Origin of the sequence: Streptomyces rubiginosohelvolus, from assembly GCF_014649875.1 — a bacterium.
Taxonomy (GTDB): Bacteria; Actinomycetota; Actinomycetes; order Streptomycetales; family Streptomycetaceae; genus Streptomyces; species Streptomyces rubiginosohelvolus.
Genome location: NZ_BMTW01000001.1, coordinates 648,089 through 673,914, shown reverse-complemented (window position 1 = coordinate 673,914; position 25,826 = coordinate 648,089). Strand labels below are relative to the sequence as shown.

The following is a 25,826-nucleotide window of genomic DNA, read 5'->3' as shown; positions in this document are numbered from 1 at the left end:
CCGGGTGTGGCACGCTACGAGGATGACCGCGCCACAGCCCGCCTCCGCCGCCATCCCGGACGCCGCCGCGACCGAGCAGTACGTCCTCACGCTCTCCTGCCCCGACAAACAGGGCATCGTGCACGCCGTGTCGAGCTATCTCTTCATGACCGGCTGCAACATCGAGGACAGCCAGCAGTTCGGGGACCACGACACGGGTCTGTTCTTCATGCGCGTCCACTTCTCGGCGGACGCCACCGTGACCGTGGACAAACTGCGTGCCAGCTTCGCGGCGATCGGCGAGGCCTTCCGGATGGAGTGGCAGATCCACCGGTCGGAGGAGAAGATGCGGATCGTGCTGATGGTCAGCAAGTTCGGCCACTGCCTCAACGACCTGCTGTTCCGTTCCCGTACGGGCGCGCTGCCGGTCGAGATCGCGGCCGTCGTCTCCAACCACACGGACTTCGCCGAGCTCGTCGCCTCGTACGGCATCCCCTTCCGGCACCTGCCCGTGACGAAGGACAACAAGCCGGAGGCCGAGGCGGCGCTGCTGGAACTGGTTCGCGAGGAGAACGTCGAGCTGGTCGTCCTCGCCCGCTACATGCAGGTCCTCTCCGACGATCTGTGCAAGCAGCTCAGCGGCCGAATCATCAACATCCACCACTCGTTCCTGCCGAGCTTCAAGGGCGCCAAGCCCTACCACCAGGCGCACGCCCGGGGCGTGAAGCTGATCGGCGCGACCGCGCACTACGTCACCGCCGACCTCGACGAGGGCCCGATCATCGAGCAGGAGGTCGAGCGCGTCGGCCACGACGTCACCCCCGACCAGCTGGTCGCCATCGGCCGCGACGTGGAGTGCCAGGCGCTGGCGCGCGCGGTGAAGTGGCACGCGGAGCGGCGCATCCTGCTCAACGGCCGCCGTACGGTGATCTTCGCGTAGCGGCTCGGCCCGGCTGGTTCAGAGCCGGCTGAGGCGTCGGGTCCGGCTGAGCTCAGAGCCGGCTGAGCGAGGCCGCCGCGAACAGGACGTCGCGGATGGCCTCGCGGTCGCCCTCCTGGCCCGCCGCCGCTTCGACCGGCGAGATGTGGCCCGCGACGAGCCGGCAGAACTCGACCCCGTCCAGCGCGACCTGCGCCACCGCGCGCTCGGGCGCGCCGACGGCGGCCGGGGAGTCGAGCGCGATGTACCAGTCGCCTCCGCCGTGCCCCTCGATCTCCAGATGGAGCGAGCGGCCCGGCGCGCCCGCTGCGACGAGGTCCTTCGCCGGTCCGGCCAGTCCGGCGCTGCGGCGGCCCGCGAGGGCGGCCGGAAGCATCCGGGCCGCCAGGTCGATCATCCGGTGCAGATGGGCGGCGGACGGTGCCGGGTACGGGTAGTCGACGGCGTCGGCGATGTCCCCGCCGTGCACCCAGCACTCGAACGCCCGGTCCAGGGCGGCGTCCTGGAGCGGCAGGGCGAAGGCGCCGTACGAGACGGACGTCTCGGCGACGTTCCGCCCGGCGAAGGAGGCCGTACGGATCAGCTCGTGGCTCTGGGCCCGCCAGGGTTCACGGACGGCCCGGGTGGGCGGCCGGCGCGTCGCCGACCAGTACGTCTCGGTGCGTTCGGTGGGGTCCAGCGGCGTCTTGCCGTCGTCGAGCGGGTCGTCGAGCCCGAGCGCGGCGGACAGCAGCCCGTCGACGGCCATCAGATGCCCGATCACGCCGGCGACCGTGGTCCGGCGGCTGACCTGGCGCTCCTCCTCGAACCACTGCAGGCGTACGGGGGCGTGCCATTCGGAGTCCCCGATGTCGCGGAGCAGCGCGTCGAGCCGGGCGGTCTCGGCGTCGTACGGGGCGGCCCACTCCGGCACCGGTATCCGGGCCGGGCGGCGGCCGAAGCAGCCGTCCAGCACCCGGGTGCGGAGCGTCGGGTCGAGGTCCAGGGAGCCGTCGGTGTGCAGCAGCCCCACCGCGTCCCGCAGCCGCAGCGCCTCGTCCGCGCACGGGGCGCACCCGGTGAGGTGGTCCTCCACGGCGGCGGTCTCCTCCGCCGAGCAGGCGGACAGCGCCCAGGCACCGAGGAGGGCCTTGAGGACCTGGTGAGGGAGGACGACGGGTGCGGAGCTCACGAGGGGGTCCGGGGCGTGCGGCTCCGGGACAGCCGGTTGCGGGTGGCCGTCGGCAGGTTCCGCCTCGGGCCTGGGATCCGGCTCGGGCCAGGCTTCCGCCGCCGGGCCGGTCGGGTCCCATTCCGGCGCAGCCGGTCGCGGGTGGCCGTCGGCCGGTTCCGCCTCGGGCCCGGAACCTGCCTCGGGCCAGGCTTCCGCCGCCGGGCCGGGCCCAGGATCCGGCTCGGGCGCCCCGGCATCGCTCTCCGGGGTCTCCGGCGCGTCGCCCGACGCGGACGCGGACGCGGGCTGCGACTGTTCCGGTACGGCTTCGTCCGGGGCCGTACCGCCGGGCGGCGGCAGGGGCGGCAGCGGGACGGACGCCAGGTCGAGGTCGTCCGCCGCCCCGCGCGGGCCGGGTATCCGCCGGGCGCCGCGCACCTCCTCCTCGCCGCCCTCGCTCTCGCGTCCGCCGCCGGTCACCGGACCCGTCCGTAACCGGGTGGCGCGGACCCTTCGAGCGGGCGGGCGTTCGCCGTGGAGAGCAGCTGGAGCCCCAGCCGGAGCCGACGGCGCGCCTCGTCCTCGGTGACCCCGAGATCGGCTGCGGTCTGCCGGTAGTCCCGCCGGTGGATGTAGGCCAGCTCCAGGGCCTCCCGGAGCGGTACGGGCATCGAGGAGACGATGTAGTCGGCGCGGGCGGCGGCCGTGGCGCTGCGCACCCGCCGCTCCAGCTCCTCCGGGTCGGGCACCGCGTCCTCGCCGTGCTCCGCCGCGTACGAGGAGGCCGCCGCGCTGCGCAGCCGCTGGACGGACCGGCGGTGGGTGAGGCGGGCCACCCAGGAACGCATTGAGCCCTGCTTCGGGTCGTACGCCTCGGGGTTCTCCCAGACCTGGGCGAAGACCTCGCGGGTCACCAGGTCGGCGGCGTCCTCGTCGTCGAGCATCCGGTGTGCCTGGCTGTGGACGAGGGCCGCGAACCGGTCGTAGAGCTCGCCGAGCGCCGCCGCCTCACCGCGGGCCAGCCTCTGCTGCATCCTGCGGTCCCAGCGGGGCGCCGTGTCCTTCGCCATGAACCCCCCAGCCCCCGGCTCCGTCGTGCTCAGCTCCGTGATGCCCCTGTGCCCGTGAGGACCGAATGTAGTCCGCCGGGTGTGCGGTGCACGCGCCTTTGAAGCAACTCTCTTCCCGTGGCGCGTGGCCGACGACGGTAGTCGATTTTCGGCCCGGATGCCTCCCCGGCCGCTCTGAACAGCGGAAACGGGCCGAACCGCGCCTTTACGCCGGAAACCTCCTGGGCCTTGTCGGGTACTTCGGTGTTTCATGGGGGTGCGGTTGGGCAGCCGCGAGGAGGAACGGAAACTTCCGGATTGCCGGGAGCCCCGGAACGAGAGGTCCAGTCGTGACGCTCAAAGTGGACGAGGCGGAGCAGAACTCCTGGGCCGTGCTGCGCATAAGCGGTGAACTCGATCTGGTGACCTCGCCCGTCGTGCGCCAGTCCGTCCACGAGGCGGTCGCGGAGGGGCAGCACGATGTGGTGCTCGACCTGTCCGACGTCTTCTTCTGCGACTCCAGCGGCGTCGGCGTGCTGATCGCCTCCCGCCGCCTGATGAAGTCCTGCGGCGGCCGCCTCCGGCTGATCCTCCCGGCCCGGGGCGCGGAGGACGGCTCGCACGTCAACAAGGTGCTCGGCGCACTCGGCGTGCGCCGGCTCTTCGACGTCTACCCCGACGCGCTGTCGGCCACCGACGAGGAGTGCAGGCCGCTGAGCGCCTGAAGCGGCGCCCGCCCGATGCGAGGTTGTCACACAGGAACAGCTTCTTGGTGACACCTGAGCCCTCCCGGCGACGTACGCTCCCCGCATGGACAGCGCAGAGTACGAGCGAAAGATCGCGCACCGCTTCGCCGCCTTCGACCAGGACGGCAACGGCTACATCGATCGCGCCGATTTCAACGCCGCAGCCGCCCGTCTGCTCACCGAGTTCGGTACGACGGCCCGCTGCGACAAGGGGCAGGCCCTCTACACCGGGGCCGAGGCCTTCTGGCAGGGCATGGCGGGGATCGCCGATGTGGACGGGGACCAGCGGGTCACCCGGGAGGAGTTCGTGGGCGGGGCGGTGAAGCGGCTCCGGGACAATCCCGAGCGGTTCGCCGAGATCGCCCGGCCGTTCCTGCGGGCGGTCATCGCGGTCGCGGACGGCGGGAACGACGGCAGAGCGTCGGTCGCGGACGTGGAGCGGGCGCTCCGGGTCCTCGGGGCCAGCGCCGAGATCGCGGGCGTCGCCGCCCAGAGCCTGGACACCGACCGGGACGGGAAGGTCGCGGAGAGCGATGTGGTGTCGGCGCTCGCCGTGTACTTCACGGTGATCGAGCCCGACGCGTAGCCGCTCCCCGGCGTTACGGGGGACGGCGCACCCGCCCCCGTAACGCCTCCCCGACAACCCGCCCTCACCCGCCGAACCGCTCCCGCAGCTGGTACTTGAGCACCTTGCGCAGGGTCTCGTTGCGGGGCAGGGCGTCCAGCACTTCCCACTGCTCCGGCACCTTGTGGACGGACAGGCCCGCCTCCCGCAGGTGGGCCGCGAGCTCGGCCGGTGCCAACGGCGGTGCGCCGGGCGGTTGTTCGATCACCGCGCAGACCCGTTCGCCGCGCTCCGGGTCGGGCAGGCCGATCACCGCCGCGTCGGCCACCCCCGGGTGGGTGTGGAGCAGGTCCTCGATCTCCTTGGCGGAGATGTTCTCGCCCTTGCGGATGATGATGTCCTTCAGCCGGCCGGTGAGTGTCAGATGTCCGCTCTCCCGGAGGAGGCCCACGTCCCCGGTGATCAGGAAGCCTTCGGCGTCGAAGGCGGACGCGGAGGCCTGCGTGTCGAGATAGCCCCGGCAGACCGCCTCCCCGCGCAGCCGTACCTCGCCCTCCTCCCCGTACGGGAGCGGCTTGCCCTGCTCGTCGGTGATCCGGATCTCCATGCCCTCCGGCGGCCGCCCCTCGGTCAGAGCGAGATGCTCCGGGGTGTCGTCAGGTGCGCCCATGGTGATCATCGGGACCTCGGTCATCCCGTACCCGTGGGTGAGCTGGACCCCCATCTCCCGCACCACCGCGTGGTAGACCTCCGGCGGCTTGGGCGCCCCGCCGCCCGCGAGGAGCCGGAGGGACGGGATGAGCGGGCGGTCCGGGGCCTTGCGTTGCTCGGCCAGGAACATCGCGTAGAACGCCGTCGACCCGCCCGCCACGGTCACCCCGTGCCGCCGGTACTCCGCCAGCGCGTCCGGCAGCGCGAACTGCTCGAACATCACTGCCGGGAAGCCGTAAAGCAGCAGCATCACCGTGTAGTCGGGGCCGGCGACATGGGCGTACGGGAACGCCATCGAGCCCACGTCCTCCGCCGACAACCTCAATGCGTGCGCGAGGCAGGAGCCGCCCGCGATCAGGGAGCGGTCGGTGTGCAGGACGCCCTTGGGGTCGGACGTGGTGCCCGAGGTCCAGTAGATCCAGCGGACCTCCTCGCCGGAGGCCGGTTCCGGCGGGGGCGGCAGGAGCGCCGGGTCGCCGTCGGGGAGGGCGTCGTACGCCTCGAAGACGTGCGGCGGGTCCGGGAGTTCGGCGGCGATCCGCTCGGCCATCGCGGTGTGGTCGAAGCCCCGCCAGACGCCGGGCACGGCGAAGAACGCCGCCCCCGACTCCCTGAGCGCGAACCGCACTTCGCGGTCCCGGTAGAACGGGATGACCGGACTCTGCACGGCCCCGAGCCGGGTCAGCGCGAAGGAGAGCAGGGCCGTCTCCAGCCGGGTCGGCAGCTGCCAGGCGACAACGGTCCCCGCCCGTACGCCCATCCCGTACAGCCCGGCCGCGACCCGCTCCGCGCGGTCCCGCAGTTCGCCGAAGGTCAGGGTCCTGTCCTCCTGGAGCAGCACCGGGCGGTCGGGGGTGAGGGCGGCGCGGGCCTCGATCAGCGCCCAGAAGGTGCGGGAGGCGCCCAGGGTGCGGGCGAGCGCGGTCACGTCGTTCACGGCGGTCACAGGGATCCCTCCGAACTGACGACCAGTCAGATATTGCGCAGAGCGTAGGGCTCCGCGCCTTGTCGGTCCAGGGGTGCGGGGCTAGCCTGAGTTCCGCAATCGCATCTGACGGACCATCAGAAAGTGCCCGGGTCTGGAGTCGGCGAGGCGCTCCCGGGTGCGCGGAGGGGACGGCACACACCATGACGGACACGGAACTGCCTCGGATCGTCAGCGTCGACGACCATGTGATCGAGCCCGCGCACCTCTTTTCCACCTGGCTCCCCGCCAAGTACCGCGAGCGCGGCCCCCAGCCGCTCACGGCGGGCATCGGGGAGCTGGCGTACACGGGCGGGAAGTACGTCATCACGATGGACCCGGACGGGCCGCCCACCGACTGGTGGATCTACGAGGACCTGAAGTTCCCGTACAAGCGGAACATCGCCGCCGTCGGCTTCGACCGCGACGACATGACCCTGGAGGGCATCACCCGGGCCGAGATGCGGCCCGGCTGCTGGGACCCGGCCGAGCGCCTGAAGGACATGGACCTCAACCACGTCGAGGCCTCCCTCTGCTTCCCGACCTTCCCGCGCTTCTGCGGCCAGACCTTCGCCGAGGCGCACGACAAGGAGGTCGCCCTCGCCTGTGTGCGCGCCTACAACGACTGGATGGTCGAGGAGTGGTGCGGCGACAGCGGCGGCCGGCTGATCCCGCTCTGCATCATCCCACTCTGGGACATCGACCTCGCGGTCGCCGAGATCAAGCGGAACGCGGCGAGGGGCGTCCGCGCGGTCACCTTCTCCGAGATCCCCACCTACCTCGGGCTCCCCTCCATCCACACCGGCTACTGGGACCCGTTCTTCGCCGTCTGCCAGGAGACCGGCACCGTCGTCAACATGCACATCGGCTCCAGCTCCCAGATGCCCGCCGCGTCGCCCGACGCCCCGCCCGCCGTGCAGGCCTCGCTCTCCTTCAACAACGCGATGGCCTCGATGATGGACTTCCTCTTCAGCGGGGTGCTGGTGAAGTTCCCGACGCTCAAACTGGCTTACAGCGAAGGGCAGATGGGGTGGATCCCGTACGCCCTGGAGCGCGCCGACGACGTGTGGGAGGAGCACCGGGCCTGGGGCGGGGTGCGCGACCTGATCCCCGAACCGCCCTCCACGTACTACTACCGGCAGATGTTCTGCTGCTTCTTCCGCGACAAGCACGGCATCTCCGCGCTCGACGTCGTCGGCCGCGACAACGCCACCTTCGAGACCGACTACCCGCACGTGGACTCGACCTTCCCGCACACCAAGGAGGTCGCCCTCGACCACGTCAAGGGACTGGACGAGGAGACCGTCTACAAACTGATGCGCGGAAACGCGATCCGGATGCTCGGCCTGGACCTGGACAAGTAGGCGGGCGGCGGTGGATCTCGCGTACACGGAGGCCGAGGAGGAGTTCCGGGGCCGGCTGCGGGAGTGGCTGGCCGCCGTCCTCCCCGGCCTGCCCGCCAAGCCCTCGCCCGACGACTGGCCCGCGCGCCGGGCGTACGACACCACCTGGCAGCGGATGCTGTACGACGCCGGGTACGCGGGTCTGCACTGGCCGGTGGACGCGGGCGGGCAGGGGGCTACTCCGACGCAGCACCTGATCTTCCTGGAGGAGACGGAGAAGGCGGGCGCCCCCTACGTCGGGGCGAACTTCGTCGGCCTCCTGCACGCCGGGCCGACGATCGCCGCCGAGGGCACGGCCGGACAGCGGGCCCGCTGGCTGCCCCCGGTGCTGCGCGGCGACGAGATCTGGTGCCAGGGGTTCAGCGAGCCGGACGCGGGCTCCGACCTGGCCGCCCTGCGGACGCGGGCGGTGCGCGACGGGGACGACTACGTGGTCACCGGGCAGAAGATCTGGACCTCGCACGCCGAGGTCGCCGACTGGTGCGAGCTGCTGGTGCGGACGGACCCGGACGCGCCGAAGCACCGGGGCATCAGCTGGCTCGCGATGCCGATGGACGCCCCCGGGATCACGGTCCGGCCGCTGCGCACGCTCGCGGGGTCCACCGAGTTCGCCGAGGTCTTCCTCGACGAGGTCCGCGTCCCGGCCTCTTGTCGCGTCGGGGCCGAGAACGACGGCTGGCGGGTCACCATGGTCACCCTCTCCTTCGAACGCGGCACCGCCTTCGTCGGCGAGGTCGTCGCCTGCCGCCGCACCCTGGACGCGCTCGCCGACGAGGCCCGGCGCACCGGGCGCTGGGACGATCCGGTGCTGAGGCGGCGGCTCGGGCGGCTGAACGCCGAGTTCCGGGCCCTGTGGCGGCTCACACAGGCGAACGTGAGCGAGTCGGAGCGCACGGGCGGCGTCCCCGGCGTCGGCGGCTCGGTCTTCAAGCTGCGCTACTCCGGGGTCCGCCAGGAGCTGTACGAGGCGGCGGCGGAGGTGCTGGGCGCGGACGCCTTCGACGTCGACCGGGAATGGGTGCTGGACCGGCTGTCCTCCCTCTCGTACACCATCGCCGCCGGCACCTCGCAGATCCAGCGCAACATCGTCGCCGAGCGCATCCTCGGCCTGCCGAAGGGGCGCTGAGGCCACCGTGGACTTCCAGCTCTCGGACGACCAGCGGGCCCTGCGGTCCGGAATGCGCGACCTGCTCGGCGCGGTGTTCGACCGGGACCGGCTGCGGGCCGCGGTGGAGCGGGACGGGGCCCTGGACCGGTCGCTGTGGCGGGAGCTGGGCGCGGCCGGGTTCTTCGCGCTGCGGCTGCCGGAGGAGGCGGGCGGGGTGGGCCTCGGGCTGCCCGAGGCGGTGCTGCTCTTCGAGGAGGCGGGCCGGGCGCTGCTGCCGGGCCCGCTGGTCGCCACGCACCTGGCGGCGGGCCTGGTGAAGGGGGCCGCGGAGGGCGAGGCGGTGGTGACGGCCGTGGCCGCGGACCAGCCGGTGGCACACCTGGCGGAGGCGGACGCGGTGCTGGTGGCGGACGGGCAGGCGTCGGGGCTTCCCGGGGAGACGGAGGGTGCTGAGGTGCTCTCCGGCGAGGCGCTGCGCGCCTTCGTGGCCGCCGCCGGGCCCGTACGGTCGATGGACCCGCTCACCCCGCTGCACCGCGCGCCGGCGGGTGCGGCACTGGCGGGGGCAGGGCGCGTGTCGGCGTCGGAGGGCTTCCGGACGGCCTCGGAGCGCACGCGGGCGGACGCGGAACGTGCCCCGGCAGCGACGGAGCGCGCCCCGGCGCACGCCGGGCGGTTCCGCTTCGAGGCCGCGCTGCTCACCGCCGCCGAACAGCTCGGCAGTGCCGCACGGACCACCGAGGCGGCCGTTCAACACGCCGGGGACCGCGAGCAGTTCGGATCGCCCATCGGATCGTTCCAGGCGGTCAAACATCTCTGCGCCGACATGCTCGCCCGCACCGAACCGGCCCGCGCCGCCGTGTACGCGGCCGCCGTGACCGGCGACCCGGTGGAGATCGCGGCGGCGAAACTCCTCGCCGACGAGGCGGCCGTAGGCAACGCCCGCGACTGCCTCCAGATCCACGGCGGGATGGGCTTCACCTGGGAGGCAGATGTTCACCTCCACCTGAAACGGGCCTGGCTCCGGGCCGCCTCCTGGCTCACCGGGGCCGGTGCGGAGGAGCTGCTCGCCGCCGGGCTGGGGACGGCGGGGCGGCTTCCGCGCAGCTCGGCGGCGTACGGACGGCCGGTCCCGGAAGCAGGGGGCGGAGGGTGACGCAGCGCATCCGCCGGGTGCCGATACCGGGTTGTGTCCTTTGCGTGATTCGTCACCGGGTGGAGTCGGGGCCCGGCTCGGGTACGCTCCGTGGGATGCGAGTGGTTCTGGAACCGGGCGATCCGGGGGCGGCCTGTGCGGCGGCTCCGGTCCGGAGCGAGGGCTCTCGCCGGAGATGTGCCGGGCCTGCCCGAAGAGCGTTTCTCGCAGTCTCTGCGCGCTCCTGTTCGACTCCCCGCAGCGTGCGTCGCACAGTATGCACCACGCGTACTCCTTCGCGCTGGAATATGCCCGAAGCGCTTGTTGCGGTGACTGTACGTCAACCATGCTGTCGCGTAAGGGAATCACGTTCCGTGACCCTGAGGAGGCGCGAGGCGATGTGTCCGCCGGTTCGGATGGTGTGAGCGGTGCAGGTGCTTCAGGTTCAGCTGGAGGTCGGTCCGGATCCCGCAGAGGTGGGGCGGGCCCGTAGGTGGGCGCGGTCGCGCCTGGTCGGATCCGGGATAGGGGATGACGAGCCGCTCGCCGAGACGCTCATCCTGCTGATCTCGGAGCTGGTCACCAACGCCGTCGTCCACACGGGGTGTCCCGCCGTGCTGCGGATGCTCTTCGGCGGAGGAGGGGCCTCCGGCGCGGCCGGGACCGTCCGGGTCGAGGTCGCGGACGCCAGCGACTGCCCGCCGCTCCAGCGGCACGCGGCGGGCGAGGACACGGGCGGCCGGGGCCTGGAGTTGGTGGACGGGCTCGCCGACCGCTGGGGCTGGCTGCCGGAGGGCGCGGGGAAGCAGATCTGGTGCGAGGTCGACCGGAGCGGTCCGGTGCGGGCCGCGGACGTGCCCTCGGTCGTGATCCAGGGCGGCGAGGCGTGCGAACCGCCCTCGTGCGTCTTCACCGACAACCTCGCCTGAGACCGCTCGTCGTTCTTTCTACAGGACCGCCACCGGGGCGACCGGCGACCCGGTGGCCCCGGTGAACGGCTCCGGCGCGGCGGTGAGCAGGAAGGCGTAACGGCCCTCCTCCGCACAGGCTGTGGACAGCGCCTCCAGGTTCCAGTTCTGGCCCTGGAGCAGCCCCATCTCGACCAGGTGCAGGGCGTGAACGGGAAGCCACAGGTCCGCGATCTCCGGCGGGAAGATCTCGAAGGTCAGGGTGTCGTTGGCGACGGCCGCGACGTCCCGGGCGTGGAACCACTCGGGCGTGCGCACGGAGAGCCCCGGTGACGGATAGCCGTACGCGTCCCGGTCCCCGGCCAGCGCGAGGCGTATCTGCCCGGTCCGTACGAGCACGATGTCCCCGGCCCGCACGCGTACGCCCCCGAACTCCTCCGCCGCCGCCAGGTCCTCCGGTGTCACGGCGTGATCGCCCGGCAGCCGGTCCACACCCCGGGCGCGGGCCACATCCAGCAGCACGCCGCGCGAGACGAGGTGCTCCACGGCGGCGATCGACGAGAACCGGGCTCCGGCGTGCGCCGTGATGGTGTCCGCCGGACGGCCGTTGTAGATCTTCCCGCTGTGCGAGACATGGGGCAGGGCGTCCCAGTGAGTGGCTGCCTGGAGGCCCATCGTGACGGTGTCGTCGCTGGTGGCGACCGTGGCGGGGCCGAAGATCTCCTGGTTGATCTGGACCATGGTGTGCAGCGGATTGATCCGGCCCGGGATGAGCCCGCTCTGTACGCCGTCCTGCCGGAGCGGCAGCGCGAGCGGTATCCGGCGGCCGGTGCGGACGGTCGCGACGGCCTCCCGCACGACGCCGTCGGTGATCAGGTTGAGCGTCCCGAGTTCGTCGACCTCTCCCCAGCGGCCCCAGTTGTTCACGCGCTTCGCGATCTCGTGGAACTCGGCCGGCAGGGACATGGGGACCTCCTGGGTCTTGTGCCGGGGTATCCGACTGCCCGTAAAATCTAACGGTCCGTCAGAAACCGCGGGAAGGGGCCGGGCATGGGGAACTTCTTGGCAGGCAGGGTGGTCGCCGTGACGGGGGCCGGCCGGGGCATCGGCCGGGCGGTCGCGCTCGCCGCGGCGGCGGAGGGGGCGCGGGTCGTCGTCAACGACTACGGCGTCTCCGTCGAGGGCTCCGAACCGACCAGCGAGGTCGCCAGGGCCGTCGTCAAGGAGATCGAGGCGGCGGGCGGCACGGCGGTCGCGGTCGGGGACGACATCTCCACGATGGCGGGCGGGCAGCGGATCGTGGACACGGCGCTGGCGGAGTACGGCCGGCTCGACGGGGTGGTCTGCGTGGCCGGGATCCTGCGCGAGCGGATGCTGTTCAACATGTCGGAGGAGGAGTGGGACCCGGTCCTCGCGACGCACTTGAAAGGCACGTTCACGGTCTTCCGGGCCGCGTCGGCGGTGATGCGGAAGCAGGAGGGCGGGGGCACGCTGATCGGCTTCACCAGCGGCAACCACCAGGGCAGCGTCTCGCAGGCCAACTACAGCGCGGCGAAGGGCGGGATCATCTCGCTGGTCCGCAGCGCGGCGCTGGGCCTGCACCGGTACGGGGTCACGGCGAACGCGGTCGCGCCCGTCGCGCGGACCCGGATGTCGGCCGGGGTCCCGATGGAGCTGAAGGAGATCGGGGAGCCGGAGGATGTGGCGGCGCTGGTCGTCTACCTGCTGAGCGAGCGGGCGCGGGCGGAGGGGATCACCGGGCAGGTGTACACGATCGCGGGCCCGAAGATCGCGGTCTGGGCCCAGCCGAGGGAGTTGCGGGCGGGGTACGCGGAGGGGGCGCCCTGGACCCCCGAACGGATCGCGGAGTTCCTGCCGGGGACGGTGGGGGTGGATCCGATGCCGATGCTGGCGCGGGTGGCGGAGATGGCGGCGGCGGCGAGGTCGGGCGACCGCCCGAACCAGTGACCGCCCTCGGGGGCTCCGCCCCCGAACCCCCGCTCCTCAATCGCCGGAGGGGCTTGGTTTTCCAGCCCCTGCGGCGTGCCTGCGCGGGACGACCGGGGCAATTCCAGCCCCTGCGGCGATTGAGCAGCGGGGGTCTGGGGGCGGAGCCCCCAGGGACAGGAGGAACCATGGACTTCCGTACCGAGGTGCGCGCCTGGCTGGCGGACCACCTTGCCGACACCCCCGCCCCCGACCCCCGCGCGTGGGAACGCGAGTTGGGCAAGGCGGGATGGATCGGCATCGGCTGGCCCGACGACGGCGAGACGTACGGCAACCGCCGCGCCACCCTCCCCGAGCAGGTCGTCTGGGCCGAGGAGTACGCCCGCTCCACCGCCCCCGCCCGAATGGGCCACATCGGGGAGAACCTCCTCGCCCCGACCCTCATCACGTACGGCACCGAGGAGCAGAAGCGCCGCCACCTGCCCCCCGTCGCCCGCGGCGAGAGCCTCTGGTGCCAGGGGTACAGCGAACCGGGCGCGGGGTCCGACCTCGCCGGGATACGGACCACGGCCACCCCGGACACCACCACCGGCGGCTACACCGTCACCGGCCAGAAGATCTGGACCTCGCTCGCCCTGGATGCCGACCACTGCTTCGTCCTCGCCCGCACCGACCCCGGCTCCACCCGCCACCACGGACTGTCGTTCCTGCTGCTGGACATGGACCAGCCGGGGCGGATCGAGGTGCGGCCGATCCGGCAGCTGACCGGGACCAGCGAGTTCAACGAGGTGTTCTTCGACGGGGCCCGCGCCACCGAGACCGTCGGCGGGGAGGGCAACGGCTGGCAGGTCGCCATGGGCCTGCTCGCCCGGGAGCGCGGGGTGTCCACCCTCGCCCAGCAGATCGGGTTCGCCGAGGAGCTGGGCCGGGTCGTCGCCGCCGCCGTGGCGAGCGGGGCCGCCGAGGACCCGGTCATCAGGGCCCGGCTCGTCCGTCAGTGGGCCGAGCTGGACACCATGCGCCGCCACGCCCTGCGCACCCTCGGCACCACCGGCGACCCGGGCGCGCCCAGCGTGGCGAAGCTGCTGTGGGGCGGCTGGCACCAGCGGCTGGGGGAGCTGGCGGTGGAGGTCGCGGGGGAGGCGGGGGCGGTCGGCCCCGCGCCGTGGACGGCGGACCGCCCGTACGAACTCGACGACGCACAGCACCTGTTCCTCTTCAGCCGGGCCGACACCATCTACGGCGGCTCCGACGAGATCCAGCGGAACATCATCGCCGAGCGGGTGCTCGGCCTACCGAGGGAGCCGAGATGAGAGGCGTCGTCTTCGACGGCACACGGACCGAGGTCGTCGACGACCTGGAGATACGCGACCCGGGCCCCGGCGAGGTGCTGGTGGCGATCGCCGCCGCCGGGCTCTGCCACAGCGACCTTTCGGTGATCGACGGCACGATCCCCTTCCCGGCCCCCGTCGTGCTCGGCCACGAGGGCGCGGGTGTGGTGGAAGCGGTCGGGCCCGGCGTCGTCCACGTACGGCCCGGTGACCATGTCGCCCTGTCCACCCTCGCCAACTGCGGTGCCTGCGCCCAGTGCGACCGGGGCAGGCCCACCATGTGCCGCAAGGCGATCGGGCGGCCCGGGCGGCCGTTCTCGCGGGGCGGGGAGCCGGTGTTCCAGTTCGCCTCCAACTCCGCCTTCGCGGAACGTACGGTGGTACGCGCCGTCCAGGCCGTCAAGATCCCGGCCGACCTGCCCCTCACCTCCGCCGCCCTGATCGGCTGCGGGGTGCTGACCGGCGTCGGGGCCGTGCTGAACCGGGCGAAGGTCGGCCTCGGCGACAGCGTCGTGGTCATCGGCACCGGCGGCATCGGCCTCAATGTGCTCCAGGGGGCCCGGCTGGCCGGTGCGCGCACCGTCGTCGCCGTCGACAGCAACCCGGCGAAGGAGGCGGTGGCCCGGCAGTTCGGCGCCACGCACTTCCTGACCTCGGGCGACGGCGTGCGCGGCATCCTGCCCGACGGGGCCGACCACGCCTTCGAGTGCGTCGGCCGCACCGAGCTGATCCGCCAGGCGATCGACCTCCTGGACCGCCACGGCCAGGCGATCCTGCTCGGCGTCCCGGCGGCGAGTGCCGAGGCGTCGTTCCTGGTCTCGTCGATGTATCTGGACAAGTCCATCCTGGGCTGCCGCTACGGGTCCTCGCGGCCGCAGCGGGACATCGCCCTGTACGCGGACCTCTACCGGGAGGGCCGGCTGCTGCTGGACGAACTGGTGACGGAGACGTACCCGGTGGAGGACTTCGCCAAGGCCGCCGACGACGCGCACCACGGGCGGGTGGCCCGGGGGGTGCTGGTCTTCTGACCCCTCCCGGTCAGCCGCGCGGGCAGGAGCGGGCCTCGGCGGCGGCCTTCAGCTCGCCGAGCCACGCTTCGAGGCCCTGCTTCAGGATCTCGGTGGCGTAGGGGACGTTCGCCTCGACCTGCTCGCCGGTGTGGGTCTCCTCGGTACGGACGAGGACGCCGCCCCGGACCTTCTGGAAGCTCCACACGTGGACGCCGTCGATGTGCAGCCCCTCGCCGACGGCGGGCCCGGTCCACCGGATGCAGGAGCCGCGCTCGACCTGCCGGACGGTGGACGTGATGTCCAGGCTGGTGGCGGGGGTCGCCGGGTTGGGCGGGACCGGGGTGGTCCAGCGGAACGCCGCACCGGGGCGGAAGGGGCCGTGGTCGAGGCGGTCCATGCTCGTCACGTGGGTCTGCCAGCTCGGCCAGCGCTCCACGTCGGTCTGGAGCTTCCAGACGGTGCTCAGCGGCGCGTCGATCACGGTCTCGGTGCGGGCGCGGACCAGGGCCTTGGCGTCGACGCCCTTGCCCTGGCAGGTGAGGGGCGGGGCCGGGCGCGCGGTGGCGGCCCCGGCGGGTGCGGCGGCGGTGGCGAGGAGCGCGGCGGCGGCGAGCGGGAGGGTGAGCAGGGCGGCGGCGGTGGTGCGGGTCCGGGACATCGGGGCCTCCATCGGCTAGTAGCTCATGCGTTCGTTAGAAGTTGTAACTCCTCGCGCATCGAGGGGTCAAGGGGTTCCGTGATATCTTCTAACGGAAATTTGAGTGAGTAGCTGACGTGGTGACGGAAGGCGGCACCCCATGGCGAAGTCCGACGCCGCGACCCCCCGGGAGCGCTATCGCGCCCAGGTCCGCGCGGAGATCAAGCAGCACGCCTGGGAGCAGATCGCCACGGCCGGGGCCTCCGCGCTCTCCCTCAACGCGATCGCCAAGCGGATGGGCGTCAGCGGCCCCGCGCTCTACCGCTACTTCGCCGGCCGGGACGAGCTGATCACCGAGCTCATCCGGGACGCGTACCGCAGCCTCGCCGACGCCGTCCACGCGGCGGCCGTCACCGGCGCCGACCCGGCCGCCCTCGCGCACGTCCTGCGCGACTGGGCCCTGGCGGACCCGCACCGGTACTTCCTCATCTACGGCACCCCCGTCCCCGGCTACCACGCGCCCGACGAGATCACCGGCATCTCGCAGGAGATCATGGCCGACCTGCTGACCGCCTGGACGGCCTTCGAACCGGACGTGCCCGCCTCGCCGTTCGCCGCCCACTTGGCGGACCACCGCGACTGGGCCGGGGACCACCCGGCCCCGCCCGGGGTGCTGCGGCGGGCCCTCGCGTTCTGGACCCGGCTGCACGGGGTGCTGTCCCTGGAGCTGGCCGGCCACTTCACCGGCATGGGCTTCGACCCGGCCCTGCTGTTCCGGGCCGAGCTGGACGGGCTGGTGGGTCGCGAAGGCTGAGCCGGCCGGGCCGGACGGCTCAGTGCGAGGCGTCCGCCGAGGACCGGAACGTACGGCGGTAGACCGTCGGCGGAACGCCCAGGGCCGCCTGGAGGTGCTGGCGCAGCGAGGTCGCCGTGCCGAAGCCCGCGTCCCGGGCCACCTGGTCGATGGACAGGTCGGTGGACTCCAGCAGATGGCGGGCCCGCTCCACCCGCTGCTGGGTGAGCCACTGGCCGGGGCTGATCCCGACCTCTTCGCGGAAGCGGCGCGTGAACGTCCGTACGCTCATCGCCTCCTGCTCCGCCATGTCCCGCAGCAGGATCGGCCGGTCGAGACGGGCCAGCGCCCAGGCCCGGGCGGCCGTCGTGGTCGCGAACTGCGGTTCGGGGATCGGGCGGTGGATGTACTGGGCCTGCCCGCCGTCCCGGTGCGGGGGGACGACCGTGCGGCGGGCGATCTCGTTCGCGACGGCCGCCCCGTGGTCGCGCCGCACCAGGTGCAGGCAGAGGTCGATCCCGGCGGCGACCCCGGCGGAGGTGAGGACGTCGCCGTCGTCGATGAACAGGACGTCCGGGTCGACGCGGACCTGCGGGAAGATCCGCTGGAAGTGGTCGGCGGACGACCAGTGCGTGGTGGCGGGGCGGCCGTCGAGGTATCCGGCCGCCGCCAGGACGTAGCTGCCGGTGCAGATGGAGACCATCCGGGTGCCGGGCCGGACCAGGGCGAGCGCGGCGGCCAGCTCCTCGGTGAGCCTGCCCTCCTCGAAGACCGGGCCCAGCTCGTAGGAGGCGGGGACGACCACGGTGTCGGCGGTGGCGAGCGCCTCCGGGCCGTGCTCCACGAGGACGGCGAAGTCCGCGTCGGTCCGTACCGGTCCCGGCGGCCGGATCGAGCAGGTCACGACGTCGTACAGCTTCCTGCCCGGGCCGCCCGACCCGGTGCCTAGGGAGCGGCCGAAGATCCGCTGGGGGATGCCCAGTTCGAAGGGGAGCGCTCCGTCGAGAGCCAGGACGACGACGCGGTGCGGCATGACGGCCTCCTCGAAGATCACCGCGGGGGCGGGTGGCTGGTATAGACCACGAGCTGATACAGGTTAGCGATGTGATGGAGAAGTCGACAGAGCCCGCGTCCATTCCCGGCGCGGACAGTGACACCCGCGGATTCAAGGCTCGCGCTGTCGCGGCGGTGGCGGCCGTCGCCACCGCCGCCGCGGGACTCGCCGTGCGCGCCGGGGCGGACGGGGCCTTCGCCAAGTACGCCGGGAGCGCGCTCTACACGGTGCTGCTCTGCGCGCTCGTCGCCCTCTGCGCGCCCCGCGCGCGACCCCTCGTGGTGGCCGCCACGGCGCTGGGCCTGAGCTGGGCGGTGGAGTTCGCGCAGCTCACCGGCGTACCGGCGGAACTGTCGGCGCACAGCACGGCGGCCCGGCTGGTCCTCGGCTCGACCTTCAACGCGCCGGACCTGTTCTGGTACGCGGTGGGCGCGGCGGCGGCCTGGACCGTCCACGCGGGGGCCCGGCGGCGCGCCTAGGCAGGGCCCGATCGCGTGGCCCGATTCCTGCGAACCATGTCCTTCAGGCCACTCGTGGGGAAAGCTCCAGGCCAAGAAGCTGGTCCACGTGACCGAGACCATCGACAGCGCGGCCCGGGACGACCGTCGTCCGCCCGGCGAGGAGCGCCTCCGCCCCCGCCCCCGTATCCACCGCGCGTGGCTCGTCGCCGCCGTCACCTTCGTGACGATCATCGGCGGCGCGGCCTTCAACTCCCTGCCCGGCCTGCTCATCGACCCGCTCCACCGCGAATTCGGCTGGTCGCGCGGGGAGATCGGGCTCGCGGTCTCCATCGACATGGCGCTGTACGGGCTGACCGCACCGTTCGCCGCCGCGCTCATGGACCGCTTCGGCATCCGGCGGGTCGTGGCGAGCGCGCTCACGATGGTGGCGGCCGGGGCGATCGCCAGCGTCTGGATGACCGCGTCCTGGCAACTGATGCTCTACTGGGGCCTGTTGGTCGGCCTCGGTACCGGGTCCATGGCGATGGCGTTCGCCGCGACCGTCACCAACCGCTGGTTCGTCGCCCGCCGGGGCCTGGTCACCGGCATCCTCACCGCCGCCGGGGCCTCCGGTCAGCTCGTCTTCCTCCCGCTCTGCGCCTGGATCGTCGACCAGCACGGCTGGGAGCCCGCCTCGGTCACCGTCGGCCTGGCGGCCCTCGTCGTCGTCCCGTTCGTCTGGCTGCTGATGCGCGACCATCCGGCCGATGTGGGGCTCGCCCCGTACGGCGGTACGTACGTGGCGAGGCCGGCCCCCGCCCGGGGCGCCGCGCGCCGGACGGTGCGCGTGCTGGTCGACGCGGCCCGCACCGGCCCGTTCTGGCTTCTCGCGGGTGCCTTCGCGATCTGCGGGGCCTCCACCAACGGCCTGATCCGCACCCACTTCGTGCCCTCCGCCCACGACCACCACATGCCCATCACCGTGGCGGCCTCGCTGCTCGCCGTGATCGGGGTCTTCGACGTCATCGGCACGATCTTCTCCGGCTGGCTCACCGACCGCTTCGACGCCCGCAGGCTGCTCGCCGTCTACTACGCGCTGCGCGGGATCTCGCTGCTGTTCCTGCCGATGCTCATGGCCCCCGACGTCCGGCCGCCGATGGTCTTCTTCATCGTGTTCTACGGCCTCGACTGGGTCGCCACCGTCCCGCCGACGCTGGCGCTCTGCCGCGAGCAGTACGGCGACGACAGCGCGATCGTCTTCGGCTGGGTGCTGGCCTCGCACCAGGTGGGCGCGGCGGTGGTCGCGTTCCTCGGCGGCGTCGCGCGGGACGTGTTCGGCAGCTACGACGTGGTCTGGTACGCGGCGGGGGCGCTGTGTGCGATGGCGGCGCTGATGTCTTTGGTGATCCGTCGCGTCCCGGCTCCGAAGGGGCCCGTCGTCAGCGGCTGAGCCGCCGAGCCCCGGCTCAGCGGCTCAGCCGCCCGAACGCCCCCCGGTGGAACAGCAGCGGCTCGCCCTCCTCCTCCGCGCCCAGCGCCTCCACCCGGCCCACCACGATGAGGTGGTCGCCGCCGGTGTGGACGGCGTGGATGCGGCAGTCGATCCAGGCGGGTACGGAGTCCAGCAGCGGTGACCCGGTCGCGGGGGCGTCCCCGTACGCCACGCCCGCGAACTTGTCCGACCCGCTCACCGCGAACCCCCGGCACAGCGCGCTCTGCTCCGCCCCCAGGACGTTCACGCAGAACACCCCGGCGCGGGCGATGCGCGGCCAGGTCGTCGACGTACGGGCGACCATGAAGGACACCAGCGGCGGGTCCAGCGAGAGCGAGGCGAAGGACTGGCAGGCGAAGCCCGTCGGGCCGTCCGCGTCGCGGGCGGTGACCACGGTGACGCCGCTGGCGAAGTGGCCCAGCACGCGGCGGAACTCGGCCGGGGCGATCGGCAGCCGCTCGTCGTCCCGGACCGCCCTCAGGTCCGGGCGGGGCAGTGCCTCCGGGGGTGTCCCCGGTGCGGCTGTCGTGGCGGCGCCGACGGACCTGAGGTACCGGACGGCGGTGGCGGCCATGCCTGCGTGTCCCATCATGCCCTCCATAAGAACTGACGAAGCGTCAGATGTGAAGGTGTAGGGGGCCTCAGCGGCCCTCGTACGTCGGCGGCCGGCGCTCGACGAAGGACGTCACGCCCTCGTTGGCGTCCCGCGTGGTCATGTTGATCTCCTGGGCCGCCGCCTCGGCCGCGAACGCCGTGGCCCGGTCGCCGTCCAGCGAGGAGTTCACCAGCTGCTTGGTCAGGGCGAGGGCGCGGGTGGGCCCCGCCGCCAGCCGGCCCGCCCACTCCTTGGCCAGGGCCTCCAACTCGCCTGCCGGGACCGTACGGTTGACCAGGCCCAGTCGCTCCGCGTCCGCCGCGGTGAGGGCGTCCCCGAAGAACATCAGCTCCTTGGTGCGCTGCGGGCCCACCAGCCGCGGCAGCAGATACGCGCCGCCGCCGTCCGGGACGAGTCCTCGGCGTACGAAGACCTCGATGAACGTCGCCGTGTCGGCCGCCACGACCAGATCGCAGGCGAACGCCAGATGCGCGCCGATCCCGGCCGCCGTGCCGTTCACGGCGGCGATCACCGGCTTCTCGCAGTCCAGGACGGCCGCGATCAGCCGCTGAGCACCCAGCCGGATCGTCCGGGCGACGTCCCCGGGGACCCGTTCGCGGTCCGGGGCCGGGGTGCCCCGCAGATCGGCGCCCGCGCAGAAGCCCCGGCCCGTGGCGGTGAGTACGACGGCCCGTACGGCGGGGTCGGCGGAGGCCTCGGCCAGCAGGGCGATGATCCGCTCCCGCTGGTCCCAGGTCACGGCGTTCATGGCCTCGGGGCGGTTGAGAGTGATCCATGAGACGCCGCCGTCGAGGGTGTGCAGGACGGTGCCCGCTGCGGGGGCGGGGTCCGTGGCCCTTGGAGCCGGGCCGGCCGTCTCCGGACCCGCCGCCTCCGGTCCCGTGCCCGGTGCGCCCGTACGCGCGTGCTCGTCCGGCCCGGGGCCCGCCTCCCCGCTCACCGGCACACCGCCAGCGCGTCCAGGGCCACCGCGCCCTGGCCCCGGCCCAGCACCACCAGCGGGTTGATGTCCAGCTCGGTCAGGTCGTCGCCCAGCTCCAGGGCCATGCGCTGGACCCGCAGCACCACTTCCACCAGGGCGTCCACATCGACGGGGGCCCCGCCGCGCACCCCCTCCAGCAGCGCCCGGCCGCGCAGTTCGCCGAGCATGTCCCGGGCATCCCGCTCGCCGAACGGCGGGACCCGGACCGCCGCGTCGTGCAGTACCTCCACCAGGACCCCGCCGAGCCCCACCGTGACCGTCGGGCCGAACAGGGCGTCGTGGGTGACCCCGACCATCATCTCGACGCCCCGGTCGATCATCTGGCAGACCAGGATGCCGTCCAGGTCCACCGATTCGTACCGGGCGATGTCGGTCAGCTCGCGGTAGGCGTCCCGGACCTGGCTGGCCGAGGTGAGGCCGACCTTCACCAGGCCCAGCTCCGTCTTGTGGGCGAGCCGGGGCCCGGACGCCTTCATCACCACCGGGTAGCCGACCGGACCGGCGGCCCGTACGGCACCGGCCGCGCTGGTCACCAGCTGCTCGCGCGGCACCCGGATCCCGTACGCCCGCAGGAGCTGCTTCGCCGCGTGCTCGCTGAGCTGCTGGCCCGGCCGCAGCAGGCCCTGCGCCTTGCGGAAGGACGGCGACGGGGTGCGCGGGGCGTCCTCGAAGGGGGAGCGGTAGCGGTCGGTGAAGCGGTGGTGGTCCAGGTAGGCCTTCACGGCGGTGACGCAGTTGCGTGCCGTACGGAACGTGGCGAGGCGCGAGGAGCCCAACAGGGTCGTGCGGTACGCGTCCTCGGTGCCGACGGGGGAGCCCCAGACGACGCAGACCAGCTTGTCGGTGGCCTCCGCCGCGTCCGCGAGGTCCCGGGCGAGCCGGTCGCTCATCGGGGGGAACGGGCCGGTGATCGGACAGATCAGCACCCCGACCGACGGGTCGGCGAGGATCGCGTCGATGATCTTCCGGCCGCGCCAGTCGCCGACCGGGTGGCCGCCGTTGTCGATCGGGTTGGCGACGTTGAGGTACTCCGGTATCCAGGTGTGCAGTTCGGCCTGCTTCTCCGCCGACAGGGCGGGCAGGGTGAGCCCCGCCGCCGTCGCCAGGTCCGCGAAGTGCGCGCCGGTGCCGCCGGAGATGGAGTACACGGCCACGCCCTCGGCCTTCGGCGGGCGGGCCCGGGCCAACAGGGCTGCCGTGTCCTGGAGTTCGTCGAGGCCGTCCACCCGGACCACCCCGAACTGCCGCATCGCCGCGTCCACCACCTGGTCCGCCCCGGTCAGCTTCCCGGTGTGCGATGCGGCGGCCTCGGTCCCGGCCTCGGTGCGGCCCACCTTCACGGCGACGACCGGGACCTTCGCGCGGGCGGCCCGGTCGGCGGCGAGCAGGAAGGAGCGGCCGTCCTTGAGCCCCTCGACGTAGCAGGCGATCGCCCCGACCTCGGGGAGCTGGGCGAAGTACGCCAGGAAGTCGGCGGTCTCCAGATCGGCCTCGTTGCCCGTGGGGGCCCAGTGGGAGAGCCGGATCCCCAGCTCCTGGAGGGCGTGGACCGGGCGGCCCTGGTGTCCGGACTGGGTGATCAGGGCGATGGCGGGGCCCTCCAGGTCGTCCCGGAACCGCTCGAAGGCGTTCAGGTTGGTGTTCGGCCCGAGCAGCCGCAGTCCGGAGCGTTCCACGGCCGCCGCCAGCCGGGCCTGCGCGGCCGCGCCCGCCTCCCCGGTCTCGGCGAACCCGGAGGCGAACGCGACGGCGAAGGGCACCTTGGCCTCGCCCAGCTCCTCGATCACCGGCAGCGGGTCCGCGACCAGCAGCACCGCGAGGTCGACCGGCTCGGGCAGCTCGGCGACCGAGGCGACGCACTCCCGGCCGAACACCGAGGTCCGGGTCGGGTGCACGGGGTGCAGCCGGGCCCCGACCCGTTCGGCCCAGGCGATCAGCTGCCGGGTGATGCCGGTGTTGGGGCGGCCCTCGGCGTCCGAGGCCCCGACGACGGCCACCGAGCGGGGCCGGAAGAAGCGGTCCAGGTCGGGCACGGCCAGGTGCAGCGGACGCCCGCTGACGTCGAGGCCGCCCTGCCGTGTGGCGGTGGGCAGGCTGACGACGGAGGCGTGCGGCTCCTCGCCGCAGGCCACCACCCGGGCACGGAAGTCGGTGGTGAGGGTGCCGTGAGTCGATCCAAGCATCGTTCCGCCCACTCCTGCTCGATGGCCCCGCCGGGGAACGGGCGGGACCGGCCGATTAACTGACGCTCTGTCAGGTTACTGAACTGACGCTGCGTCAGGAATGGGTGTGCAGGCAAAGGCTCACACGGTCACGCAGGGCGAACCCGTGGTGCAGGGTCGTGGCGGTGGTGGCTGCTGGGGTGGTGGCGGCATCGTGGCACCCGGCGCCTGGTGCCCGGTGCTGGTGCCGGACGCTCGCACATCCCTCCCGGACGCTGAGCCATGGGCGGGAACCGCCCCGCCGCGTGAAGCTGGTGCCATGACTCAGACAGACGCGACCGCAGCAGCGGCCTCCGTGCAGGGACCCGTACTCGTGACCGGCGGCACCGGCAAGACCGGCCGCCGGGTGGTGGCCCGCCTCCGTGAGCTGGGCGTGGAGACCCGGGCGGCCTCGCGGTCCGGGGAGACCCCGTTCGACTGGGCGGACCCCACCACCTGGCAGGCCGCCCTGGACGGCGTCACCGCCGTCTACATCACCCCGCTCGACGCCTCGCCCTCCCCGACCCCCGCCTTCGTCGAACAGGCCGTCGCGAGCGGGGTGCGGCGGCTGGTGCTGCTCTCGGCCCGGGGTACGGACGTGCCCGGCTACTTCGGCCCCGCCTACGTGGACGGGGGACCGCACGGCGAGGGGGAGCGGGCCGTCCGCGCCTCGGGGGTGACCTGGACGATCCTGCGGCCGGGCTGGTTCTCCCAGAACTTCAGCGAGGGTGTCTTCCTCGACGGCGTACGCGACGGGGAACTGGCCCTGCCCACCGGGGACGGGAGGGCCGCGTTCATCGACGCCGACGACATCGCGGACGTGGCCGTCGCCGCGCTCACCGAGGACGGCCACGCGGGCGAGGAGTACGGCCTCTCGGGCCCGCGCGCGCTCGGTATCGCCGACGTCCTGGACGAGATCGCGAAGGAGACCGGGAAGCGCGCCGCGTACGTCCCCGTCGACGCCTCCGCCTTCCGGGCCGGGCTCATCGCCCAGGGCTTCCCGGAGGAGGAGGCCGACCTCTGGACCGACGCGCTGGACCCGATCACCACGAGCCGGGAGGCGCCCGTCCTGGACGGCGTACGCCGGGCACTCGGCCGGGAGCCGCGCGACTTCGCCGACTTCGTCCGGGAGGCGGCGGCGCGGGGGGTCTGGGGCTGATGCCCGGGGCCGGGGCTCCGGGGCCGGGCCTTCTCCGGAAGGATCCCGGCCCCGCCCCGCCCTCAGCCGTCGCTCACCCCGCCGGCCCCGGCGCCGCGCAACGGAGATGGAACCCCGCCGGCGCCGCCGCGTCCACCGGCCCGGCCGCCAGGGCCTCCCGCCGGAACGCGCTCGGGCTCTCGCCGCGCACCCTCTTGAACGCCGCGCTGAACCCGAACGCGTCCGCGTAGCCGACCCGGCGGGCCACGGCCGCCACGGTCAGCTCGGGGTGGGACAGCAGGTCGGCGGCGAGCGTCATCCGCCACTCGGTCAGATACGCCACCGGGCCGTCCCCGACGAGTTCGGTGAACCGCTTCGCCAGGGTCGTCCGCGACACCCCCGCCCGGCTCGCCAGCTCCGCCGTGGTCCAGGGGTGCGCCGGGTCCTCGTGCATCGCCCGCAGAGCCGGGCCGGCGACCTCGTCGCCGAGCGCCCCGTACCACCCCGGCGGGTTCGCCTCGGGCCGGTCGAACCAGTCCCGCAGCGTGCACACCAGCATCCAGTCCAGCAGCCGGTCGAGCACGATCTGGTCGCCCGGCCGGCCCCGGCCGAGCTGCCCCTCCAGGTAGTCGCGCAGCGGCGAGCAGTCCTCCTCGTCGGGCACCACGAGGGCCGGGGGCAGCGCCCGCAGGAGCCGCTGGGGGAGCTGCTCCTGTACGTCGTAGGCGGCGGCCAACAGCACGGTGGCGCAGTCGAATTCGGGGACACCGTCCGATGCCCCGCCGCTGTCCCGGGACCGGTCCCAGCGCACCTCCCGTACGCCGCCGGCGCGCCCCGGCCCCGTACCGCCCGCCGGGTCGTCGGTGAAGACGAACGGGGCCGGGCCCCGCACGACCGCGGCCTCGCCGGCCTCCACCCGCAGCGGCTCACCGCCCTCCGGCACGATCCACCCCGCACCCCGCAGCGGCATGCACAGGGTCAGATACGCCCCGTCGGTGAACCGCAGCGACCAGGGTGCGCACAGCACCGAACGGCCGAACACCGCCCCCCGGCCCCGCACGCCCCGCAACAGCTCGTCGAACACGTCCATGACACCCAGCCTAGGCAGAGGCGGCCCCGTTCCGGAGGGGTGACCGGCAGCGGGGCGGGTGCCGGGCGCGCCCGGGCTCAGCGGTGGCTCAGCACATTGACCACCCGGCCGTCGGGGTCCCGGACGAAGAACCTCCGTACGCCCCACTCCTCGTCCTGGAGCGGGTGGACGATCTCCGCGCCCCGGGCCCGTACGGCCGCGTACACCGCGTCCACGTCGTCGACCTCGACGCTCAGGTCGGGGACGACCGGGCCGGTCAGGTCGTGGGTCATGAAGCTGACCTGCTCCTGGGGGCCGGACGGCGAGGCGACGGTCGTGATCCAGCCGAGGTTCATGACCTCCTCGAAGCCGAGCAGGCCGTAGAAGTCCCGGTTCTCCTCGACCGCCTCCGTCCGGAGGTTGGGTACGACACGGCGAACGGTCATCATCGACTC

Annotated in this window: 25 protein-coding genes; 14 read left to right on the top strand and 11 right to left on the bottom strand. The window is 73.2% G+C overall.

Translation table 11 applies throughout. The features are described from left to right. Nucleotides 1-22: 22 nt before the first annotated feature. The gene (gene purU, locus IE134_RS03190; protein ID WP_030709511.1) at nucleotides 23-919 is read left to right on the top strand and encodes a formyltetrahydrofolate deformylase; all 897 of its coding nucleotides are present in this window, start codon (nucleotides 23-25) and stop codon (nucleotides 917-919) included. A gap of 52 nt (nucleotides 920-971) precedes the next feature. Here the strand turns inward: purU and IE134_RS03185 are convergent, their stop codons facing one another. Both IE134_RS03185 and IE134_RS03180 read right to left on the bottom strand, forming a co-directional pair. Beyond that, complete coding sequence (locus IE134_RS03185) at nucleotides 972-2,552, bottom strand: zf-HC2 domain-containing protein (RefSeq protein ID WP_098016372.1); 1,581 nt, start codon at nucleotides 2,550-2,552, stop codon at nucleotides 972-974. Beyond that, nucleotides 2,549-3,142: an RNA polymerase sigma factor gene (locus IE134_RS03180; protein ID WP_030709507.1), complete on the bottom strand. Its 594-nt coding sequence runs from the start codon at nucleotides 3,140-3,142 to the stop codon at nucleotides 2,549-2,551. Before IE134_RS03180 ends, IE134_RS03185 begins: the two co-directional genes overlap by 4 nt. A gap of 329 nt (nucleotides 3,143-3,471) precedes the next feature. On the opposite strand from IE134_RS03180, the gene IE134_RS03175 reads away from it, so the two are divergent. Both IE134_RS03175 and IE134_RS03170 read left to right on the top strand, forming a co-directional pair. Beyond that, nucleotides 3,472-3,846 (top strand): STAS domain-containing protein, encoded by a 375-nt coding sequence (locus tag IE134_RS03175; protein ID WP_030709505.1) that lies wholly within the window; start codon nucleotides 3,472-3,474, stop codon nucleotides 3,844-3,846. Between the two features lie 85 nt (nucleotides 3,847-3,931). Next, the gene (locus IE134_RS03170) at nucleotides 3,932-4,453 is read left to right on the top strand and encodes an EF-hand domain-containing protein (protein ID WP_030709502.1); all 522 of its coding nucleotides are present in this window, start codon (nucleotides 3,932-3,934) and stop codon (nucleotides 4,451-4,453) included. Between the two features lie 64 nt (nucleotides 4,454-4,517). Here the strand turns inward: IE134_RS03170 and IE134_RS03165 are convergent, their stop codons facing one another. Continuing rightward, nucleotides 4,518-6,089 (bottom strand): class I adenylate-forming enzyme family protein, encoded by a 1,572-nt coding sequence (locus IE134_RS03165; RefSeq protein ID WP_030709500.1) that lies wholly within the window; start codon nucleotides 6,087-6,089, stop codon nucleotides 4,518-4,520. A 182-nt stretch (nucleotides 6,090-6,271) separates the two neighbouring features. Between IE134_RS03165 and IE134_RS03160 the strand changes: the two genes are divergently transcribed. From IE134_RS03160 to IE134_RS03145, 4 genes are all read left to right on the top strand, one after another. Continuing rightward, nucleotides 6,272-7,471 carry an amidohydrolase family protein gene (locus IE134_RS03160; protein ID WP_030709498.1) on the top strand — a complete coding sequence of 400 codons (1,200 nt, stop codon included), beginning with the start codon at nucleotides 6,272-6,274 and terminating at the stop codon, nucleotides 7,469-7,471. A 10-nt stretch (nucleotides 7,472-7,481) separates the two neighbouring features. Then, nucleotides 7,482-8,636 (top strand): acyl-CoA dehydrogenase, encoded by a 1,155-nt coding sequence (locus tag IE134_RS03155; protein ID WP_030709496.1) that lies wholly within the window; start codon nucleotides 7,482-7,484, stop codon nucleotides 8,634-8,636. A gap of 7 nt (nucleotides 8,637-8,643) precedes the next feature. Further along, on the top strand, nucleotides 8,644-9,774 hold the full coding sequence (locus tag IE134_RS03150) for an acyl-CoA dehydrogenase family protein (RefSeq protein WP_098894618.1): 1,131 nt from the start codon (nucleotides 8,644-8,646) through the stop codon (nucleotides 9,772-9,774). A gap of 407 nt (nucleotides 9,775-10,181) precedes the next feature. Continuing rightward, nucleotides 10,182-10,682 (top strand): ATP-binding protein, encoded by a 501-nt coding sequence (locus tag IE134_RS03145; protein ID WP_030709492.1) that lies wholly within the window; start codon nucleotides 10,182-10,184, stop codon nucleotides 10,680-10,682. 18 nt (nucleotides 10,683-10,700) lie between these two features. Here IE134_RS03145 and IE134_RS03140 read toward each other — a convergent pair whose 3' ends face one another. Beyond that, entirely contained in the window at nucleotides 10,701-11,627 is a 927-nt protein-coding gene (locus IE134_RS03140) for a cyclase family protein (protein WP_189429518.1), read from the bottom strand. A gap of 84 nt (nucleotides 11,628-11,711) precedes the next feature. Between IE134_RS03140 and IE134_RS03135 the strand changes: the two genes are divergently transcribed. From IE134_RS03135 to IE134_RS03125, 3 genes are all read left to right on the top strand, one after another. After that, nucleotides 11,712-12,629, top strand: a complete 918-nt coding sequence (locus IE134_RS03135; RefSeq protein WP_030709488.1) for an SDR family oxidoreductase — start codon at nucleotides 11,712-11,714, stop codon at nucleotides 12,627-12,629. A gap of 167 nt (nucleotides 12,630-12,796) precedes the next feature. Then, entirely contained in the window at nucleotides 12,797-13,921 is a 1,125-nt protein-coding gene (locus IE134_RS03130) for an acyl-CoA dehydrogenase family protein (RefSeq protein ID WP_098016375.1), read from the top strand. After that, entirely contained in the window at nucleotides 13,918-14,967 is a 1,050-nt protein-coding gene (locus tag IE134_RS03125; RefSeq protein ID WP_098016376.1) for a Zn-dependent alcohol dehydrogenase, read from the top strand. The genes IE134_RS03130 and IE134_RS03125 overlap by 4 nt, the downstream gene beginning before the upstream one ends. Nucleotides 14,968-14,977: 10 nt before the next feature. Here the strand turns inward: IE134_RS03125 and IE134_RS03120 are convergent, their stop codons facing one another. Then, nucleotides 14,978-15,607 (bottom strand): SRPBCC family protein, encoded by a 630-nt coding sequence (locus IE134_RS03120; RefSeq protein ID WP_189429516.1) that lies wholly within the window; start codon nucleotides 15,605-15,607, stop codon nucleotides 14,978-14,980. Between the two features lie 139 nt (nucleotides 15,608-15,746). On the opposite strand from IE134_RS03120, the gene IE134_RS03115 reads away from it, so the two are divergent. After that, the gene (locus IE134_RS03115; protein WP_030709480.1) at nucleotides 15,747-16,400 is read left to right on the top strand and encodes a TetR/AcrR family transcriptional regulator; all 654 of its coding nucleotides are present in this window, start codon (nucleotides 15,747-15,749) and stop codon (nucleotides 16,398-16,400) included. A 19-nt stretch (nucleotides 16,401-16,419) separates the two neighbouring features. Here the strand turns inward: IE134_RS03115 and IE134_RS03110 are convergent, their stop codons facing one another. Beyond that, nucleotides 16,420-17,412 (bottom strand): GlxA family transcriptional regulator, encoded by a 993-nt coding sequence (locus IE134_RS03110; protein ID WP_030709479.1) that lies wholly within the window; start codon nucleotides 17,410-17,412, stop codon nucleotides 16,420-16,422. Between the two features lie 74 nt (nucleotides 17,413-17,486). On the opposite strand from IE134_RS03110, the gene IE134_RS03105 reads away from it, so the two are divergent. Then, on the top strand, nucleotides 17,487-17,912 hold the full coding sequence (locus IE134_RS03105; RefSeq protein WP_030709478.1) for a ribosomal maturation YjgA family protein: 426 nt from the start codon (nucleotides 17,487-17,489) through the stop codon (nucleotides 17,910-17,912). Between the two features lie 88 nt (nucleotides 17,913-18,000). Next, complete coding sequence (locus tag IE134_RS03100; protein ID WP_189429514.1) at nucleotides 18,001-19,323, top strand: MFS transporter; 1,323 nt, start codon at nucleotides 18,001-18,003, stop codon at nucleotides 19,321-19,323. A gap of 16 nt (nucleotides 19,324-19,339) precedes the next feature. Here IE134_RS03100 and IE134_RS03095 read toward each other — a convergent pair whose 3' ends face one another. The 3 genes from IE134_RS03095 to IE134_RS03085 form a co-directional block, all read right to left on the bottom strand. Then, a complete protein-coding gene (locus tag IE134_RS03095; RefSeq protein WP_126931020.1) occupies nucleotides 19,340-19,939 on the bottom strand; it encodes a flavin reductase family protein in 600 nt (199 codons plus the stop codon). Nucleotides 19,940-20,006: 67 nt separating this feature from the next. Continuing rightward, nucleotides 20,007-20,927 carry an enoyl-CoA hydratase/isomerase family protein gene (locus tag IE134_RS03090; protein WP_189429513.1) on the bottom strand — a complete coding sequence of 307 codons (921 nt, stop codon included), beginning with the start codon at nucleotides 20,925-20,927 and terminating at the stop codon, nucleotides 20,007-20,009. Further along, nucleotides 20,918-23,146, bottom strand: coding sequence for an acetate--CoA ligase family protein (locus tag IE134_RS03085; protein WP_097982373.1), 2,229 nt, complete (start codon nucleotides 23,144-23,146; stop codon nucleotides 20,918-20,920). The genes IE134_RS03090 and IE134_RS03085 overlap by 10 nt, the downstream gene beginning before the upstream one ends. A gap of 298 nt (nucleotides 23,147-23,444) precedes the next feature. Here IE134_RS03085 and IE134_RS03080 point away from each other — a divergent pair, with 298 nt between their 5' ends. Further along, nucleotides 23,445-24,323 carry an NAD(P)H-binding protein gene (locus IE134_RS03080; RefSeq protein WP_179888021.1) on the top strand — a complete coding sequence of 293 codons (879 nt, stop codon included), beginning with the start codon at nucleotides 23,445-23,447 and terminating at the stop codon, nucleotides 24,321-24,323. 73 nt (nucleotides 24,324-24,396) lie between these two features. Here the strand turns inward: IE134_RS03080 and IE134_RS03075 are convergent, their stop codons facing one another. Together IE134_RS03075 and IE134_RS03070 are read right to left on the bottom strand one after the other, a co-directional pair. Beyond that, nucleotides 24,397-25,392 (bottom strand): AraC family transcriptional regulator, encoded by a 996-nt coding sequence (locus IE134_RS03075; protein WP_189429511.1) that lies wholly within the window; start codon nucleotides 25,390-25,392, stop codon nucleotides 24,397-24,399. Nucleotides 25,393-25,469: 77 nt separating this feature from the next. Continuing rightward, nucleotides 25,470-25,817 carry a VOC family protein gene (locus IE134_RS03070; RefSeq protein ID WP_010061009.1) on the bottom strand — a complete coding sequence of 116 codons (348 nt, stop codon included), beginning with the start codon at nucleotides 25,815-25,817 and terminating at the stop codon, nucleotides 25,470-25,472. Nucleotides 25,818-25,826: the final 9 nt, after the last annotated feature.

What these genes read in the sequence shown, in the direction of transcription:
- purU (WP_030709511.1), top strand. Translation starts at nt 23, where the DNA reads ATGACCGCGCCACAGCCCGCCTCCGCCGCCATCCCGGACGCCGCCGCG.
- IE134_RS03180 (WP_030709507.1), bottom strand. Translation starts at nt 3,142, where the DNA reads ATGGCGAAGGACACGGCGCCCCGCTGGGACCGCAGGATGCAGCAGAGG.
- IE134_RS03170 (WP_030709502.1), top strand. Translation starts at nt 3,932, where the DNA reads ATGGACAGCGCAGAGTACGAGCGAAAGATCGCGCACCGCTTCGCCGCC.
- IE134_RS03160 (WP_030709498.1), top strand. Translation starts at nt 6,272, where the DNA reads ATGACGGACACGGAACTGCCTCGGATCGTCAGCGTCGACGACCATGTG.
- IE134_RS03140 (WP_189429518.1), bottom strand. Translation starts at nt 11,627, where the DNA reads ATGTCCCTGCCGGCCGAGTTCCACGAGATCGCGAAGCGCGTGAACAAC.
- IE134_RS03135 (WP_030709488.1), top strand. Translation starts at nt 11,712, where the DNA reads ATGGGGAACTTCTTGGCAGGCAGGGTGGTCGCCGTGACGGGGGCCGGC.
- IE134_RS03130 (WP_098016375.1), top strand. Translation starts at nt 12,797, where the DNA reads ATGGACTTCCGTACCGAGGTGCGCGCCTGGCTGGCGGACCACCTTGCC.
- IE134_RS03125 (WP_098016376.1), top strand. Translation starts at nt 13,918, where the DNA reads ATGAGAGGCGTCGTCTTCGACGGCACACGGACCGAGGTCGTCGACGAC.
- IE134_RS03120 (WP_189429516.1), bottom strand. Translation starts at nt 15,607, where the DNA reads ATGTCCCGGACCCGCACCACCGCCGCCGCCCTGCTCACCCTCCCGCTC.
- IE134_RS03115 (WP_030709480.1), top strand. Translation starts at nt 15,747, where the DNA reads ATGGCGAAGTCCGACGCCGCGACCCCCCGGGAGCGCTATCGCGCCCAG.
- IE134_RS03110 (WP_030709479.1), bottom strand. Translation starts at nt 17,412, where the DNA reads ATGCCGCACCGCGTCGTCGTCCTGGCTCTCGACGGAGCGCTCCCCTTC.
- IE134_RS03105 (WP_030709478.1), top strand. Translation starts at nt 17,487, where the DNA reads ATGGAGAAGTCGACAGAGCCCGCGTCCATTCCCGGCGCGGACAGTGAC.
- IE134_RS03095 (WP_126931020.1), bottom strand. Translation starts at nt 19,939, where the DNA reads ATGGCCGCCACCGCCGTCCGGTACCTCAGGTCCGTCGGCGCCGCCACG.
- IE134_RS03085 (WP_097982373.1), bottom strand. Translation starts at nt 23,146, where the DNA reads ATGCTTGGATCGACTCACGGCACCCTCACCACCGACTTCCGTGCCCGG.
- IE134_RS03080 (WP_179888021.1), top strand. Translation starts at nt 23,445, where the DNA reads ATGACTCAGACAGACGCGACCGCAGCAGCGGCCTCCGTGCAGGGACCC.
- IE134_RS03075 (WP_189429511.1), bottom strand. Translation starts at nt 25,392, where the DNA reads ATGGACGTGTTCGACGAGCTGTTGCGGGGCGTGCGGGGCCGGGGGGCG.
- IE134_RS03070 (WP_010061009.1), bottom strand. Translation starts at nt 25,817, where the DNA reads ATGACCGTTCGCCGTGTCGTACCCAACCTCCGGACGGAGGCGGTCGAG.